This window comes from Bifidobacterium sp. AGR2158 (assembly GCF_000424225.1).
GTDB classification, from domain to species: Bacteria; Actinomycetota; Actinomycetes; order Actinomycetales; family Bifidobacteriaceae; genus Bifidobacterium; species Bifidobacterium anseris.
The window spans coordinates 145,453-163,090 of the sequence record NZ_AUJM01000013.1 but is presented as its reverse complement, the minus strand read 5'-3'; the positions used below and the strand labels follow the sequence as shown (position 1 = coordinate 163,090).

Genomic DNA, 17,638 nt, shown 5'->3' with positions numbered 1-17,638 from the left:
CGCGGCCGCCGCAACCCAGGAAGGCGGAAGATGGCGAAGAAAGACTACGGCGCCGACTCGCTGACGGTCCTCGAAGGCCTCGACGCGGTGCGCAAGCGCCCCGGCATGTACATCGGCACGACCGACACGCAGGGCCTCATGCACTGCCTGTGGGAGATCATCGACAACGCCGTCGACGAGGCGCTCGCCGGTGCGTGCACGCACATCGTCGTCACGCTGCACAAGGACGGCTCGGTCGAAGTCGCCGACAACGGACGCGGCATCCCGGTCGACGTCGAGCCGAAGACGAAGCTCACCGGCGTCGAGGTCGTGCTCACGAAGCTGCACGCCGGCGCGAAGTTCGGCAACGCCTCCTACAACGCGGCCGGCGGCCTGCACGGCGTCGGCTCGTCAGTCGTCAACGCGCTGAGCTCGAGGCTCGACGTCGAGGTCGACCGCAACGGCAACACGTATCACATGGCCTTCCATCAGGGGCATCCGGGCGTCTACACGGACGCCGACCCGGCGCATCCCTCGCCGGACGCCCCGTTCAAGAAGACGCGCAAGAACCGGCCGACCGAACTCGAGATCATCGGTCACGTCAAGCCGAAGACGACTGGCACACGTATCCGCTACTGGGCCGATCCGGAGATTTTCAACGACACGGCGCGCTTCGACTACGATCAGCTCATCGACCGTGTGCGCCAGACGAGCTTCCTCGTGCCGGGGCTCAAGATTGACGTCGTCGACGAACGCATTGAGGCGACCGGCGACGAGCGCGTCGACGCGCTCATCGAGGACGACGTCGACGTCGCGCAGGCCGCGCAGGCGGAGACCGACGAGGATGAGAACGCCGCGATCGAGCGTGCCGAGGCGGGCGACGACGCGATCGCGCGCACCGAGGCCGAGCAGGCGCAGCAGGAGGCGAACGCGGGTGTCGCGACGACGCTCGAGGCCGAGGTCGCACCGTCGTCCGCGGCGCCGACGCCGGGGCATCGGCGCGTCGAGGAGTTCCGCCACACCGGCGGCGTCGTCGACTTCGTCGACTTCCTCTCACATGGCGAGCCGATCTCGAACATCTGGAAGATCACCGGGCAGGGCACCTACCATGAGGAGACGCAGGCCGTCGACGAGCACGGCGACCTGCACGCGCAGGACATCACACGCGAATGCGACGTCGACATCGCGCTGCGCTGGGTCAACGGATACGACACGACGATCCGCAGCTTCGTCAACGTCGTCGCCACGCCCGGCGGCGGCATGCACGTCGACGGATTCCTCAACGCCGTCACCAGGCAGGTGCGCAAGGCCGTCGAGGACAATGCGCGCAAGCTCAAGGTGAATCTCAAGGACGCGAAGATGAAGGTCGAACGCGACGACATCCTCGCCGGCCTCGTCGCCGTCGTCACCGTGCGTATCGCCGAACCGCAGTTCCAGGGGCAGACGAAGGACGTGCTCGGCACCGCACAGGTCAAGCCGGTCGTCACGCGCATCGTCGACAAGCAGTTCTCCGAGATGATCACCGGCGCCAAGCGCGGCTACAAGGAGCAGTCGTCGCGCGTGCTCGAGAAGATCGTCGGCGAGATGCACGCGCGCATCCAGGCGCGCAAGACGAAGGAGGTCGCACGCCGCAAGACGGCGCTCGAATCGGCGAGCATGCCGCCGAAGCTCTCCGACTGCCAGCCGGGCAACGACGACGTCGCCGAACTGTTCATCGTCGAGGGCGATTCGGCGCTCGGCACGGCGAAGGCGGCTCGCAACTCGGCGTTCCAGGCGCTGCTGCCGATCCGCGGCAAGATCCTCAACGTGCAGAAGGCGTCGCTCGCGCAGATGCTGTCCAACAAGGAATGCGCGGCGATCATCCAGGTCGTCGGCGCCGGGTCGGGCGCCTCCTTCGACCTTGCGCAGGCGCGCTACAACAAGATCATCATGATGACCGACGCCGACGTCGACGGCGCGCACATCCGCACGCTGCTGCTGACGCTGTTCTACCGCTATATGCGTCCGCTCATCGAAGCCGGCCATGTGTATGCGGCCGTTCCGCCGCTGCACCGGATCGCGCTGACGGGGTCGCGCAAGGGCGAATACATCTACACGTACTCCGACGACGAACTCGCCGGCAAGCTCGAACAACTCGATCGCGACCACATCGGCTACGCCGACGACATCCAACGCTACAAGGGTCTGGGCGAGATGGACGCGAACCAGCTCGCCGACACGACGATGGACCCGCGCACGCGTCTGCTGCGGCGCATCCGCATGGAAGACGCCGAGCGCGCGAGCGCGATCTTCAGTCTGCTCATGGGCGACGAGGTGCCGCCGCGCAGGCAGTTCATCGTCGACAACGCCGACGACTTCGACCGTTCGAAGATCGACACCTGATCCGTTGACGGCGCCGCAGCGGCGCCGTCAACGGCGGCGGTCGGCGATCGCGCGCCGGTAGACCTCCTCGAGACGGTCGGCGACGCTACCCACATCGTAACGTGCCAGCAGGCGCAGCTCGCGCTCGTGCAGCGCCTGCACCCAGTCGGGGTCGACAAGCGCGCGGCGGATGCGGTCGGCGAGCACGCGCGCATGGTCGGCGCCGACGTCGAAGAGCGCATCGTCGTCGCCGAGCAATGTGGAACGATAGCCGGGATTGTCCCCGGCGAGCGTGACGCCGGCGCCCGAGGCGATCGCCTCGAGCAGCACGATGCCGAAGGATTCGCCGCCGGTGGCCGGGAAGACGGCGACGTCGGCGCTCGCGAGCAGCGCCGGTTTGTCCTCCTCCTCGACGAAGCCGAGGAACTCGATCGGCGTGCGCAGCGCCTCGGCGCGGCGTCTGCATTCGTCGAGCAGCGGCCCCTTGCCGGCGAATTTGACGTGGAAGCCTTCGGGGAACATGTCGTGCGCCTCGCCATAGGCGATCGCGTCGAGCAGCAGTTCGGCGCCTTTGCGCGGCACGAACCGTCCGAGGAACACCGCAAGGTGTTCCTCGGATGACGACGGCCCGGTCCGTCTCGCGGCCCGGGCCGCGCCGGCGAGCTTGTCCACATCGACCGGGTTGGGGATGACGACGCCGCGCACGTGCGCGGTCTGTTCGGCATAGCGCGCGGCGACCTGCGAGACGGCGACGACCTCGTCGACGCGGCGGTGCGTCGACGCGTTGATCAGGCCGAGCAGACGGCCGCCGACGCGCGACGCCAGATCGGCCGAGGCGATATGGTAGGTCGCGACGACGCCGGTGTGGCGGGAGGCGGCCGAAAGCACACGTCCGGCCATGAACGGGCTGTAGGGCGCCTGCACATGCAGGATGTCGAAATCATGGGCCGCGAGCGTCTCGCGGATCCTCGCACGCTTCGCCGGCAGCGGGATGCGCATGCGGTTGCCGTTGAAGCGCACCATGACGTTGCGGGAGAGCGGATGGGTGTTGGGCACCGGCGAATCGTGCGTCTCACCGACGAGGTAGTGCACGTCGTGGCCGCGGCGGCGCAGCTCCTCGCCGATTGTGACGATATGCTGCTGCACGCCGTCGAGCACGTCGAGCGTGTCATCGAAGACGAATCCGATGGTCAAAGGCATAGGCGACAGTCTATGTCCCCGAAACGACCGAGAGGGTGAGAGAGACGGATCTGGATTTTCTTGCGGAGGGAATATAATCGGGGCGTCCATTCGTGTCATGTCCATCGATGTTCGTGCATCGATGTCCTGTCCGTCGCCGCAAAGGAGCTGCCATGACCAATCTGCTGCTTGCGATCATCTATCTTGCGTTCATCTCGCTCGGGCTTCCCGACGGGCTGCTCGGCGCCGCATGGCCGACGATGAGCGGCCAGCTCGGCGCGCCGCTGTCCTGGGCCGGCGGCGTCTCGATGGTCATCAGCGCCGGCACGATCGTCTCCGCGCTGCTGAGCGACCGGCTGACATTGCGTTTCGGCGCGGGGCGTGTGACGGCCGCATCGGTCGGTCTGACGGCGCTCGCGTTGTTCGGCTTCTCGTTCGCACCGAACTACTGGACGCTGCTCGTCATGGCCGTCCCCTACGGTCTGGGCGCCGGCGGCGTCGACGCGGCGCTCAACAACTACGTGGCGGTCCACTACACGAGCCGGCATATGAGCTGGTTGCACTGCATGTGGGGCGTCGGCGCGCTGCTTGGCCCGTACATGATGGGCTTCGCATTGTCGCGCCAATACGGCTGGCAGTGGGGATACCGTTCGGTCGGCGTGCTGCAGGTCGTGCTGACGGCTGTGCTCATCGCGAGCCTTCCGCTGTGGCGCAACCGCACGGTCACATCGGCAGCTCCGACGTCGGATACGTCATCGGATACGAAGAAGACGGCGGAGAGGACAGCGGATGAGCCGCGCAAGCCGCTTGGCCTGGTCGGCGTGCTGCGCATCCGCGGCGCCGCGCAGATCCTCATCATGTTCTTCTGCTACTGCTCGATCGAGCAGACGACGATCCTGTGGGCGAGCAGCTACATGGCCGGCGTCGACCATGTGGACGCGCAGACGGCCGCGAGCTATGCGAGCCTCGTGTTCATCGGCATCACCGTCGGCAGGTTCGTCAGCGGATTCCTGACGATGCGGCTCAGCGACGCGTGGATGATCAGGCTCGGCGCTGCGATCATCGTCGCCGGCGTCGTGCTGCTCGCATTGCCGGTGCCGGGCGTGTGGAACGCGGTCGCCGGCTTCGTCGTCATCGGCCTCGGCTGCGCACCGGTCTACCCGTGCATCATCCATTCGACGCCCGCATATTTCGGCGCAGACAAGTCGCAGGCGATCGTCGGCGTGCAGATGGCGAGCGCCTACGTCGGCACGATGCTGATGCCGCCGCTGTTCGGCCTGATCGCGCAGCACACGACGCTCGGGCTGCTGCCGTGGTATCTGCTCGCGTTGGCCGCGGGGCTCATCGTCATGCACGAATGGCTGCGCGCGCTGCGGCGCGACTCGATGCATGCCGTAGGCTGAACGCTCCGCGCAGACACCGCCGACGACTTGCGCCGCGGACGGTCGCAGGACGATAATCGAACATATGGTCGAATGCATGGCATCCTTCAGCGAACCGACGCGGCGCTGGTTCAGCCGCGTCTTCGGCGCGCCCACCGAGGCGCAGACGCTCGCATGGCCTGCAATCGCCGCGGGGGGCGACGTGCTCGTCATCGCCCCGACCGGCTCGGGCAAAACGCTCGCGGCGTTCCTCGCGGCGATCGACCGCGTCATCGCCGGCATGGCGAGCGACGCCGTCGCGAACATCGGCGATGACGCGGCCGCGGCGAAACAGGCGGTGAAAACGACACAGCCAGAGAAGACGGCACAGCCGACGAAATCGAAACAATCGGGGAGGAAGAAGGGTTTCCGGAAGGCGAAGCGCGGTGTGCGCATCCTGTACATCTCGCCGCTCAAGGCGCTCGGCGTCGACGTCGCGAAGAACCTCGAGGCACCGCTCGACGGCATCCGCCACGAATACAAGGCCATGGGACTGGCGGTGCCGCAGGTCTCGATCGCGACGCGCAGCGGCGACACGACGGCGCAGGAGCGCCGCGCGATCGTCGCGCATCCGCCGGACATCCTCGTGACGACGCCGGAATCGCTGTATCTGATGCTCACCTCCAAGGCGCGCGGCATCCTCGAGACGGTCGACACGGTCATCCTCGACGAGGTGCATGCACTCGCCGGCACGAAACGCGGCGCCCATCTGGCGCTGAGCCTCGAACGGCTCGATGCGCGCCTCCCGCGGCCCGCGCAGCGCATCGGCCTGTCGGCGACCGTCAACCCGGTCGAACAGGCGGCGCGCTTCCTCGCCGGCGCGCGCGACGTGACGATTGCGCAGGCACAAAGCTGCCCGCGACTCGACATCAGGATCGTCGACGCGGGCGCCGCGCTCGGCGCGACGCGCACGATGGGAGGGAACGCCGGCTCCAAGGATTCAGTCGACGGCACAACAGCGTCGGCAATGCGCACCACGTCGACGCATATCACCGGCGTGACGCCGGCGATGGAACGCGCGGCACGCAGACGCGGGCAGTCCGATGCGCTGACGCCGCGCGCGGACGGCGCGGCGCCAGCGGGCGGCGGCGAGCCGAACGCCTCCGTGTGGCCGTACATCGAATCCAGTGTGCTCGACGAGGTCCTCGCGCACCGCACGACGCTCGTCTTCGTCAACTCGCGCGGCCTGGCCGAACGCCTCACCGCACGGCTCAATGATCTGTATGCGAGCCGACGCGGCGCGACGCGCGACGAGGGACGCGAACCCGCGCACTACAATTCGCTCATCGGTTCGACGACGAAGCTCGTCGGTGCCGTCGACCCCGACGATGTAGTTGCGATGGCGCACCACGGCTCGGTTTCGAAGGACCGCCGCAAGCAGATCGAAACGCAGCTCAAACAGGGCAGGCTGCGCTGCGTCGTCGCGACGAGCAGCCTCGAACTGGGCATCGACATGGGATCGGTCGACCTCGTCATCCAGATCGCGCCGCCGCTGTCGATCTCCTCGGGACTGCAGCGCGTCGGCCGCGCCGACCACCATGTCGGCGGCATCTCCCACGCGATCATGTATCCGTGCACGCGCCAACAGATCGTCGCTGCTGCCGCGAGCGCCGAGCACATGCTCGCCGGCGCGATCGAGCCGCTGCACGTCCCGCAGTGCCCGCTCGACGTGCTCGCGCAGCAGACGGTGGCCGCCGCGAGCCTCGAACCGCTCGACGCCGACGAGTGGTTCGCCACGGTGCGCCGCGCCGCGCCCTACATGCATCTGGAACGCGACGTCTACGACGCCGTCGTCGGCATGGTCTCGGGCGCCTACGACGGCGAGGAATTCTCCGCCTTCCGGCCGGCGCTCGTCTACGATGCCGCGACGCATACGCTCGCCGCCCGTCCCGGCGCGCAGCGTCTCGCCGTGACGAGCGGCGGCACGATCCCCGACCGTGGCATGTACACGGTCGTGCTGCCCGAGGCCGAGGCCGGACGCGGCCCGCGGCGCGTCGGCGAACTCGACGAGGAGATGGTCTACGAATCGCGCGTCGGCGACATCATCACGCTGGGCACGACGTCGTGGCGGATCGAGCAGATCACGAACGACCGCGTCGTCGTCGTGCCGGCACCGGGGCGCAGCGCGCGCCTGCCGTTCTGGCACGGCGAGGGCGACGGCAGGGACTACGGATTCGCTCTGGCGATCGGACGGTGGGTCGGCGAAGTGGGCGCCGGACTCATCGCAGCCGCGCGGGCAGACGTGGACGTGGTTGCCGCGGCGGACGGTGATGCCGAGGACGGTGCTGGCAAGGACAGTGCTGGCAAGGACAGTGCTGGCAAGGACAGTGCTGCTCAGGGCGACGTCGCCGCACAACCGGCCGTCGCGAAGCCGCGGTTCACGCCCGAGGTGCGCGCACGGCTCGTCGACGACGGCCTCGACGATGCCGCGATCGACGCGGCCGCCGCATTCCTCGCCGCGCAGAAGGCCGCGACCGGCGTCATCCCGGACGCCACGCACATCGTCATCGAACGGTGCCGCGACGAGGAGGGTGACTGGCGCGTCCTCGTGCACGCCCCCTTCGGACGGCGCGTGCACGAGCCGTGGGCGCTCGCGATCAATGCGCGGCTGCTGCAGCGCTACGGCGTCGACGGGCAGATCTACGCGGCGGACGATGGTCTCGTCATCCGGTTGCCCGACGGCGATGGCTCGATCGACATCGCCTCGCTCATCGCCTTCGACGCCGACGACGTCACACGCCTTGTCGAGACGCAGGTCACCGGCAGCGTGCTGTTCGCCGCGCGGTTCCGCGAATGCGCGGCGCGCGCGCTGTTCATGCCGCGCGCCGACCCGTCGAAACGCGTGCCGCTGTGGCAGCAGCGACTGCGCGCCGCGCAGCTGCTCACGGCGGCGCGCACGCACCGCAACTTCCCGCTGCTGCTCGAGACGGCGCGCGAATGCCTGCAGGACGTCTACGACGTGCCGGCGCTGCGCGAAGTGCTCGACGGGCTCGCCGACGGTCGCATCGGCGTGTACGAAAGCGTCACGACGACGCCGTCGCCGATGGCCGAGCAGCTGCTGTTCGGCTTCATCGGTTCGGTCATGTACCAGTACGACGTGCCGCAAGCGGAACGCAACGCGCGGCTGCTGTCGATGGATCCGCAGGTGCTCGAACGGCTGCTCGGCTCCGACGACCTCGCGTCGGTGCTCGACGACGCCGTCATCGACGACGTCGCGGACGCGCTCGCGCGGCGCACGTTCTGGAACACGCTCGCCGACGACGACGTGCGCGGGCGCGTGCACCGCTATCTGTCGACGCACGGACCGTTCACGGCGGACATGATGATCGCCGACCTGCGGCTGCCCGCCGAGGCGTGCATCGACGAACTCAACGCGCTGCAGGCGTCCGGCGAGGCGCTCGCCGGCCGTTTCGACGACCGTCTGCCCGCCGACGTGCCGCAATGGGTCGCGCGCGATGTGCTCAAACGCATCCGTTCGCGGTCGCTCGCCAAGGCGCGCAAGTCCATCAAGCCGGTCGCCGTCGCGGACTTCCAACGTTTCGTGCTTGAGCGGCAGGGCGTCGGTTCCGCCGGCGGCCAGCGTTTCGACGGCGTCGACGGCGTCATGCGCGTCATTGAGCAGCTCGAGGGCGCCGCGCTGCCGATCGACGTGTGGGAGTGCGCCGTGTTCCCCGCGCGTGTGCGCGACTACACGCCGACGATGCTCGACGAGCTCGTCGCCGCGGGGGAGGTCGTCTGGGTCGGGGCGTCGTCTGCGTCGGCATCTGCGTCGGCGTCTGCGTCGTCATCGTCATCGTCGGATGGGCTCGCCGCGGTCATGCTGTTTCCCTTCGATTCGACGCAGCTGCAAGAGCGATGCGCGCCGGTGGATGCGCAGACGCAAGCGCAGACGAAGACACAGACGAACGATGACGGACGCGCGGACGACGACGGATCTACGGACGACGCATCGGCGCCGCTCGGCGTCGGCGACGCGATCGTCGCCGCGTTGGCGGACGGCGGCGCCTACGGGCCGCAGCCACTCGAGGAACGCGCACGCGCATGCTGGGAGCATGCGGGCGCCGAGCCGTGCATCGACGAGACGACCGGCGAAGTCGTCGGCACCGCGTGGAGTCATACGCGTTTCGAGGATGCGCTGTGGTCGCTCGCACGGCGCGGACGTATCACGAACTCGTCATTCGCGGTGGCACGCGCATCGGAGACGCGCGGTGCGCCGGCACGTCCGACGCGACGCCGCCGCATGCGCGCGCATATGCCACGGCCGACGATGAACGGCGGCCTGTGGTCGCTCGTGCGCGCGGTCGGCGAACCGTGCACGCCGGAGGAACGTGTCATCGACCTGATCGATGTGCTGCTCGACCGCTACGGCGTCATCACGCAGCCGGTCGTCGACCACGAGGGCGTTCCCGGCGGCTTCTCGGGCCTCTATCCGGTGCTGCGGCGCATGGAGGAGCAGGGCGTGCTGATGCGCGGCGTGTTCGTCGACGGCTTCGGCGCGGCGCAGTTCGCCAGACGCGAGACCGTCGACACGATGCGCGGATTGATTGGCAACGCGCCGGCCACGGTTGCGCTCGACGCGTCCGACCCGGCCGTCCTCTACGGCACGGCGATCCGCTGGCCCGAGCCGATGCGGATGACCGCGGTGCAGAACGCGGACAGTGCCGATGACGCGGACGACGCGGCGTGTACAGGCGGAGCCAAGCCGATGCGTCGCGCGGGGTCGATCGTCGTGTTGCGCGGCGGCGACGCGCTGCTGTACGCGGCGCCGAAGTCGGGACGACTCGTCATGTTCGACGAGCCGATCAGCCTCGCCGAACGCGCATGCACGGCGCTCGCGGACATGCTGCGGCGCCTGCCGGGCGGATCGGTCACGTTCCGCGACTGCAACGGCGTGCCGCTCACGGCGAGGCTCGCGGTCACGCCGGCGTTGCGCGCCGCCGGTTTCGCTCCATCTCCGCAAGGCATGAAGCTCTACCGGTGAGCTCGCTGCAGACGGGCGCGTCGGAGCAATGCCGCGACGCTATGAGCAAAAGACGGCCACGTCCTGCCACATGACGGGCATAGAATAACTGACGTCGTGCCGCCGTTCGTCCCGATATACGGCGGACGGCGCCCCCGCGCGCCGCCGTGGCGTTCGTGGATTCGCGACGACGGACACTCGCACACGGAAAGGCAAGGGAGGGCGTCTTTCGCATGGACATGCTCATCGCGCTGCTGCCGGCGCTGTTCCTCGGATCGAACAGCGTCATCACGGCGAAAATCGACGGCAAGCCGAGTCAGGGAACACTGGGCACGACGATCGGCGCTGTCATATTCGCCGTGCTCGTCTCGGTGTGCTACACGGTGCCGAACGCCGGACTGGCCTTCGCATTCAATCCCAGGATCTGGCTCGTAGGCCTGTGCTCGGGCGTCTTCTGGACGATCGGCTCCTTCGGCCAGTTCTCCGCGCTCAAGCCGTTGGGCGTCTCGATGGCGATGCCGATTTCGACGGCCGGACAGGTCGTCGGCAACGCGCTGCTCGCCGCGATCGTGCTCGGCCAGTGGCGCACGCTCAACGTCTGGATCATCGGTGTCATCGCGATCATCCTCGTCACATCCGGCGCCGTGCTGTGCTCGGCGAAGGACTCGGCCGCTGACGCGCGCCGGATCAGCGCGAAGGACATGCGTTTCGGTCTGGGCGCGCTGCTGTTCTCGACGATCGGCTTCATGCTGTACTTCATCTTCCCGAACCTGCTGCACCATACCGGATTCATCTCCGACGCCATCTACGATGCGCCGAGCGGCGACGGACTCTATTACATGACCGCCGTCATCCTGCCGCAGTCGATCGGGCAGATCATCACGGCGCTCGCGATCGTCAACTTCGTCGAACGCGACCGCACGCTCATCCTGCACCGCAAGACGGCGTTCAACATCATCACCGGCCTGCTGTGGGCGGTCGGCAACATGCTCATCTTCGTGTCTGCGGCGAACCCGCACGTCGGACAGGCGATCGCGACGACGTTCTCGCAGCTCGGCGTCATTGTCTCCACCTACGGCGGCATCGTCGTGCTGCACGAACACAAGACGAAACGCCAGATGGTCGCGATCCTGCTCGGCACGTTGCTCATTGTCGCCGGCGCCGTCCTGATGGGCCTCTATACGACGACCTGAGGCCGGCGCACGCGAAGTCCGCGAACGCGGCATATGCATGATGCACCCGAACCGTTCGCGAGGACGACCGTCCGCGAACGGTTCGGGTGCATCATCTGACCGATGCGTTCGCGGCGACGCCCGTCCGTGAACGCATCGGGTGTCTTATGCGACGTAACCGATCGGGGCGGGCAGTTCGCTGCCGGAGCCGTCGCGACGCATATCCGGGGCGGGCAGTGCGACCATGTGTCCCGATTCGGTGCACGCGACGAGCGGCCACGCGTCCACATACGCGCGGATCAGCGTGTTCTGTCCCTTGAGGAACCGCTGCGAACGCACGCCGCCGGTGCCGCGCCCCTTCGTCGGATACAGCGCGAGCGGCGAGACCTTCGCCGATCCGGTGTCGGTGCCCAGCAGCGATGCGCCGTCGCCGGCCACCGTGAGCACGACCGCGCCGTGCGCCGGCGACGTCGTGCCGTCCTCGCGCGTCTCCTCGGCCGTCCACGCCAGTTCGTCCTCGTGCACGACGGCGAAGGCGAGCACCTCGCAGCCTTCAGCGAGACGGATGCCCGCCATGCCGCCCGCTGTACGCCCCTGCGGACGCACCTGTTTGGCGTCGAAGGTGAGCAGCGACGAATCAGTCGAGACGAAGACGAGCCGGCTGCCGTCCGGCGCCTCGCGCGCCGCGAGCAGCTCGTCGCCGTCCTTGAGATCGATGACGCCCCACGAATCCATCGTCGTCGGCGACTCCCTGTTCCACCGTTTGACGACGCCGCCGCGCGTGCCCAGCGCGAGCGGCGCGGCGTCCTCGCCGTCCTTCAGCGGTGCGACGACGGCGATGACGCGTTCGCCGTCGACCGGCTCCGTGCTGGCCGTCGACGACACGAGTTCGCGCGCGTCGATGCCTGCGGACAGGTCGAGCGGCGCGGTCGCGGTGATATGCGGCAGCTCGACGGCGTGGGCGAGCACGAAGCGTCCCGCCGACGTGACGATGCCGTAGTCGGCGCGCGTGCTCGTCGTGATCATCGACGTAATGCACATGTCGCCGTCCGTCACATCCGATGGCGTGCGCGCCGCCCAGACCTCAGCCGCCGACGGGTCGAGGCGCGCGATGCGTCCGGCCGCGCTCAGCGCGACGACGCACGGCTCGTCCTCAATCTGTAGCGCGCTCGCCGCGTCGCCCTTGCGCGCGGCCGCCACGTCCGCCGCGGCCTCGGAGACCTGCTCGACGTGGCGCGCCGCATTGAGCGCGAACTCGTTGAGCGTGCCGTCAGCGTCGCGCGCCGTGACCGGCGTGAGCCTGCCGTCGGCGTCCACGTCGAGCAGCACGGTGCGCCGCGGCGTGCCGTAGGCGGCGACGGTCTCGTCCATCTCGCGTTCGACGACCTCGTCGAGGGCCGCGTCGGACGCGAGGATCGCCTCGAGTTCGTCGATCCTGCCGCGCAGCTCGTCGCGTTCGGCCTCGAGCTCGATGCGGCTCATCTTCGTGAGCCTGCGCAGACGAAGGTCGAGGATGTACTGCGCCTGCACATCGTCGAGGTCGAAGACGGCGATGAGCTTCGTCTTCGCCGCGTCCGCGTCGTCGGACGAGCGGATGACCTGGATGACCTCGTCGATGTCGACGAGTGCGAGCAGCAGACCCTCGACGAGGTGCAGTCGTTCGAGCGCCTTGCGCCTGCGGTATTCGCTGCGCCGGCGGATGACGCCGCGCCGATGCCCAATCCACACGTCGAGCATCTCGCGCAGCCCCATCGTGTGTGGACGACCATCGACGAGCGCGACATTGTTGATTGTGAAGTTCTCCTGCAGCGGCGTGTGCTTGAACAGCTGCGAGAGCACGGCGTCCGGGTCGAAGCCGGTCTTGAGTTCGATGACGATGCGCGTGCCGTTGTGCCGGTCCGTCAGATCGATCGCGTTTGAGATGCCTTCGAGCTTGTGGTTCTTGACGCCTTCCGAGATGCGTTCGAGCACGCGTTCGGGGCCGACCATGTACGGCAGCTCGGTGACGACGATCGCCTTCTTGCGCGCCGTGACGTTCTCGATGTGCGTCGCCGAACGCGTCGTCAGCGAGCCGCGTCCGCTTTCGTAGGCCTCGCGGATGCCGTCGCGGCCGATGACGATGCCGCCGCCCGGCCAGTCCGGACCGGGCAGGTAGTCCATCAGCTCGTCGAGCGTGGCCTCGGGATGGCGCATGACGTGCTTGGCGGCGGCGACGACCTCGCCGAGGTTGTGCGTCGCCATGTTCGTGGCCATGCCGACGGCGATGCCGGAAGCGCCGTTGACGAGCAGGTTCGGGATCGCCGCGGGCAGCACCTCGGGTTCCTTGAGCTTGTTGTCGTAGTTCGGCGTGAAGTCGACGGTGTCCTCGTCGAGTCCGGCGTTCATGCCGAGCGCGGCCGGCGCCAGACGCGCCTCCGTGTATCGGGAGGCCGCCGGGCCGTCGTCGAGCGAACCGAAGTTGCCGTGGCCGTCGACGAGCGGCAGCCGCATCGCGAAGGGCTGCGCAAGGCGCACCATCGCCTCGTAGATCGCCGAATCGCCGTGCGGGTGCAGCTTGCCCATGACCTCGCCGACGACGCGCGCCGACTTCATGTACGGGCGCGTCGGCAGCAGGTTCATCTCGCCCATCTGGTAGACGATGCGTCGTTGCACCGGCTTGAGGCCGTCGCGCGCGTCGGGCAGCGCGCGGGCGTAGATGACCGAATAGGCGTATTCGAGGAAGGATTTGCTCATCTCCTCGCCGAGCGGCGTCTCGACGATGTGTTCCTTGACCGTGCGCGGATCATAGGCCGCTGCTGGCGGCTTGCGACGCGAAACCATGCTGACTTCCTCCATATGACTTGAGAACCGTACCATTCTAGCAAGCGGGCGGATGGCTGCGCGGCGGCGTCCGCGCATCGGCGGCTGTCGCTACACTGGGCGGTGCGGACGTGCGCCATGCATGAGCGTGCAGCGAAGGGACATGCCCGCGCAGAGAGCATCCTGCAGCGGAAGGAAACCGAAGATGTCAGGTACCCCCATGCCGCCGCAGCGTCCGGCGCCGCCGAATCCCGTGCGCCCGCCGCAGGCCGGCGTGAACCGTTCGATGCCGGCGCCTCGCCAGTCACAGGGCGTGCCGCAGCCTCGCGTCGCGGCGCCGCGTCCGCAGCAGCCGCCGCGCGCCGCCGCCGACCAGACGCGCACGTTCTTCGGAGGCGGCCATTTCGGTCCCGAAACCGTCGTCATCATCGAGGATGGCAACGCGAGCGTCTACCCGCTTGCCGGCCACGAGGTCTGGGCGTTCGGGCGCGCGATGAGTCAAGATCCGGGAGTACCGACGCTGCGTGTGCATTCGAGCATCGTCAGCGCGAACCACGGCGCCTTCGTGCTCGTCGACGGCCGCTGGCACTACCAGTCGCGCCAGACGACGAACCCGACCTACATCAACGGACGCAGACTGCAGCCGGACGCGCGCTATCCGCTCGCCGACGGCGACCTCATCCGCATCGACGGCGATCTGGGCAATCCCGATGCGCAGGGCGTCATCATCATCTTCACCGTCGACCAGAACCTCGGCCTGTGGCGTTCGTACCCGCTGCCACGGCAGGAGGGGCGCACGACGTACATCGGCCGCGCCGCCGCGCCGGACACGATCGTGCAGAACGTGCCCTATGTCTCGCGCAGGCACGCGCGCATCGACTTCGTGCGCGGGCAATACGTGATCCGCGACATCAAAAGCCGCATCGGCACCTATATCGACGGCCGTCCGCTGCGCGGCGCGCATGTGCTGCAGGAGAAGGACGTCATCGCGATCGGCGACTGCCGCTTCTATTTCACGAAAGGCACGATCGTTTACGACCAGCGCGTCGGCGCCGGCGTGCGAGCGGCCGCGCAGCCGACGCCCATGCCGTCGATCGCCGTGCCCGCGCCGGCCGCCGCGACGGGACCTTTGGCGATGCCTGCGCCGATCACGACGGCGCTCGGCAAGCGTCCGGCATCGCCGGCGCCGAGCACGGCCGTGCAGCCGACGGCCGCGCAGATCGCGCAGCCCGTCATGCTCGACGTGCAGATCGACGACAAGACGGTCGGCGGCAGGCATCCGAAGACGCTGCTCAAGGACATCCATTTCCAGATCCCGCAGCACAGCCTCGTCGCGATCATCGGCACGTCGGGCGCCGGCAAGACGCTGCTGCTCAACTGCCTGTCCGGCAAGGACTCGCTGTACAACGGGCACACGCGCTACAAGAACCAGGAGGACCTGCGCGCCCACTACAAGAACCTCGGGCCGATGATCGGCTACGTGCAGCAGAGCAACGTGTTCCTGCAGGAGCTCACCGTCTTCGAGGAGATCTACTCGTCGGCGAAGCTGCGCATGGCCGAGGATTCGTCGCGCGCCGAGATCAAGGAGCAGGTCGACTCGGTGTTGCGCAAGCTCGACATCTACGCATTGAAGGATTCGCCGATCAAGAAGCTCTCCGGCGGCCAGAAGCGCCGCGTGAGCGTCGCACGCGAACTCGTCGGCTACAAGCCGGTGCTGTGCCTCGACGAACCCGACGCCGGCCTGAGCTACATCGACAAGGACAAGCTGTTCACGAAGCTGCGCGACATCGTCCACCCGCCGCGCGACATGCGGCGCACGGCCGGCGAGGACGGTTCGGAACGCGTGCTGTCGATCATCATGGTCATCCACGAGATCGACATGCTCGACATGTTCGACGAGGTCATCGTCGTCGCCGCGCCACGCGCGAAGGACCCGGGGATGCACAATCCCGGACGCCTCGCGTTCGCCGGCACGCCCGCCGACGCCCTTAGGCACTTCGGCGGCGCGAAGGACTTCCGCGAGATGTTCAAGAACCTCAACGACCAGATCAGCGATCCCGACCATATCACCTTCCAGCCATACGAGGTGCCGGGGCTCGCGCCGCAGCCGCCGCTCGGCAGGTGACGCGCGCGGCGTGAGCGTACGCGCGGGAGAACGAAAGCAAGGGGAGTGCAACGATGAAGATGGTGCTCAGGCAGTTCGCGAGCTGTTTGGACGTCGCGTTCAAACTACTGTTCCGCGGAGGCAAAAGCCTCGTCATCATGATGATGTTCCCGATCGCGGGCGTCGCGATCGTCATCGCCGTCGCAGGAGACAACGTCTACCATCTGCAGACGGCGACGAAATCGGTCGCGTTCCTGCTCATGTGCACCTGCATCTGGGGCGGCCTGTTCAACTCGGTGCAGGTCGTCGTCAAGCAGCGCACCGTGCTGCAGGCCGACCTCGCCGCCGGACTCTACCCGGTCGCGTTCACGCTCGCAAACGCGATCGTGCAGTTCCTGCTGTGCGCGTTCCAAAGCGCCGTGCTGTGCCTGTGCTTCCCCGGCATCGCGCTCGTCTACGACGCGCGGCCGCCATCCTCGGGCGCGCTGATCGGCGGCCCCGGCGGCATCTACTGGGAGTACTACATCACATTCCTGCTGTTGTTCTACGCCTCCGACGCGCTCGGCATGGTCGTCTCCACATTGATGAAAAGCGCCGAGACGGCGACGTCGGTCACGCCGTACATCCTCATCGTCGAACTCGTGTTCTGCGGCATGCTCTTCGAACTCAAGGGCATCCTCAACAAAATCTCGTACGGCATGATCAGCCGCTGGGGCATGGAGGCGCTCGGCACGACGAGCGACCTCAACTGCCTGCCGCTCAAGGACCCGTCGGAGCAGGACGAGAACTCGTCGTCCGGCGGGGCGACGGGCGGCGGCACACAGGCGAACGTGGCACCGACCGACGCGGCCGCCAATCCGTCCGCCTCGCCTTCGCCGTCCACATCCGGCGACGCCTCGTTGCCCACCGACGACCCGTCCGCATCGGCAAGCGGGGGAGCGGACGGCGTCGACCCGTCCGCATTGGGAGACGCGGCGGGCGCCGCGAATCCCGACGCGGCCGCGGCCGCCGACCCGTCGGCGCTCGCGGCCGCGAAGCCGAAGCTTCCCGACGACCTGTCCTACTGCCCTGCCGGCATGAAGGACGAGATGCTCGACGGCGGCGGCTTCAAATACAGCGACGACTACCTCTACAACGACTGGCACATCGCGAAGGCGTGGATCATCCTCGGATGCACGGCGGTCGCGCTCTTCATTGTCGCCGACATACTCGTCCACCGCTTCAAGAACACGAACAACCTCGGTAGGGAGTGAGGGGACGGGCGTGGAGGCTGCGGCATCGTCGATGACTACAACGATTCCGTGCCCACGGCGTTTCCGAATGGTTCCTCGTCGGCGTGGTATTCCTTGTTCCGTTTCTCGAAGAGCCGGGAAAGATCGGCGATTCGGATGATGCGTGTTGATTCGGCATTCTCGTCGTATGCGTTCATGCCGCTTGCCGACGAGCTCTGGTGCTGAGGTTCTTCTTCCGATATCTTCATTATGTCGTCCTTCGCAGGCTGATTGTGCATGTGCAGTGATATGAGCGGCATAGATCTGATGCGTTATTCAGATGCCTCGATGCCGGTGTCGTCATGGCCGATTGTGCTCTGTGGTCGATTGTGCATCTGCGCTTTGTCGCACATCGTACTTCGGCATATAGGATGCCGTATCGAGACGATGAT

9 protein-coding genes are annotated in these 17,638 nt (G+C 67.6%); 6 read left to right on the top strand and 3 right to left on the bottom strand.

Annotation, left to right across the window (positions count from 1 at the left end):
• Window positions 1-30 precede the first annotated feature (30 nt).
• Window positions 31-2,361: a DNA gyrase/topoisomerase IV subunit B gene (locus G606_RS0105375; protein WP_026645090.1), complete on the top strand. Its 2,331-nt coding sequence runs from the start codon at window positions 31-33 to the stop codon at window positions 2,359-2,361.
• Between the two features lie 27 nt (window positions 2,362-2,388).
• Here the strand turns inward: G606_RS0105375 and G606_RS0105370 are convergent, their stop codons facing one another.
• A complete protein-coding gene (locus tag G606_RS0105370; RefSeq protein WP_026645089.1) occupies window positions 2,389-3,540 on the bottom strand; it encodes a glycosyltransferase family 4 protein in 1,152 nt (383 codons plus the stop codon).
• A 152-nt stretch (window positions 3,541-3,692) separates the two neighbouring features.
• On the opposite strand from G606_RS0105370, the gene G606_RS0105365 reads away from it, so the two are divergent.
• From G606_RS0105365 to G606_RS0105355, 3 genes are all read left to right on the top strand, one after another.
• Window positions 3,693-4,922, top strand: a complete 1,230-nt coding sequence (locus G606_RS0105365; protein ID WP_026645088.1) for an MFS transporter — start codon at window positions 3,693-3,695, stop codon at window positions 4,920-4,922.
• Window positions 4,923-4,986: 64 nt separating this feature from the next.
• Window positions 4,987-9,921 carry an Lhr family helicase gene (locus G606_RS11420; RefSeq protein WP_026645087.1) on the top strand — a complete coding sequence of 1,645 codons (4,935 nt, stop codon included), beginning with the start codon at window positions 4,987-4,989 and terminating at the stop codon, window positions 9,919-9,921.
• 212 nt (window positions 9,922-10,133) lie between these two features.
• Entirely contained in the window at window positions 10,134-11,093 is a 960-nt protein-coding gene (locus G606_RS0105355) for a GRP family sugar transporter (RefSeq protein ID WP_026645086.1), read from the top strand.
• Between the two features lie 144 nt (window positions 11,094-11,237).
• Here the strand turns inward: G606_RS0105355 and G606_RS0105350 are convergent, their stop codons facing one another.
• Window positions 11,238-13,892, bottom strand: coding sequence for a DNA gyrase/topoisomerase IV subunit A (locus G606_RS0105350; RefSeq protein WP_026645085.1), 2,655 nt, complete (start codon window positions 13,890-13,892; stop codon window positions 11,238-11,240).
• Between the two features lie 184 nt (window positions 13,893-14,076).
• Here G606_RS0105350 and G606_RS0105345 point away from each other — a divergent pair, with 184 nt between their 5' ends.
• Both G606_RS0105345 and G606_RS0105340 read left to right on the top strand, forming a co-directional pair.
• Entirely contained in the window at window positions 14,077-15,996 is a 1,920-nt protein-coding gene (locus tag G606_RS0105345; protein ID WP_196800004.1) for an FHA domain-containing protein, read from the top strand.
• A gap of 53 nt (window positions 15,997-16,049) precedes the next feature.
• Window positions 16,050-17,228 (top strand): ABC transporter permease, encoded by a 1,179-nt coding sequence (locus G606_RS0105340; protein WP_026645083.1) that lies wholly within the window; start codon window positions 16,050-16,052, stop codon window positions 17,226-17,228.
• Window positions 17,229-17,263: 35 nt separating this feature from the next.
• Here the strand turns inward: G606_RS0105340 and G606_RS0105335 are convergent, their stop codons facing one another.
• A complete protein-coding gene (locus tag G606_RS0105335; RefSeq protein WP_026645082.1) occupies window positions 17,264-17,455 on the bottom strand; it encodes a hypothetical protein in 192 nt (63 codons plus the stop codon).
• Between the last annotated feature and the right edge of the window lie 183 nt (window positions 17,456-17,638).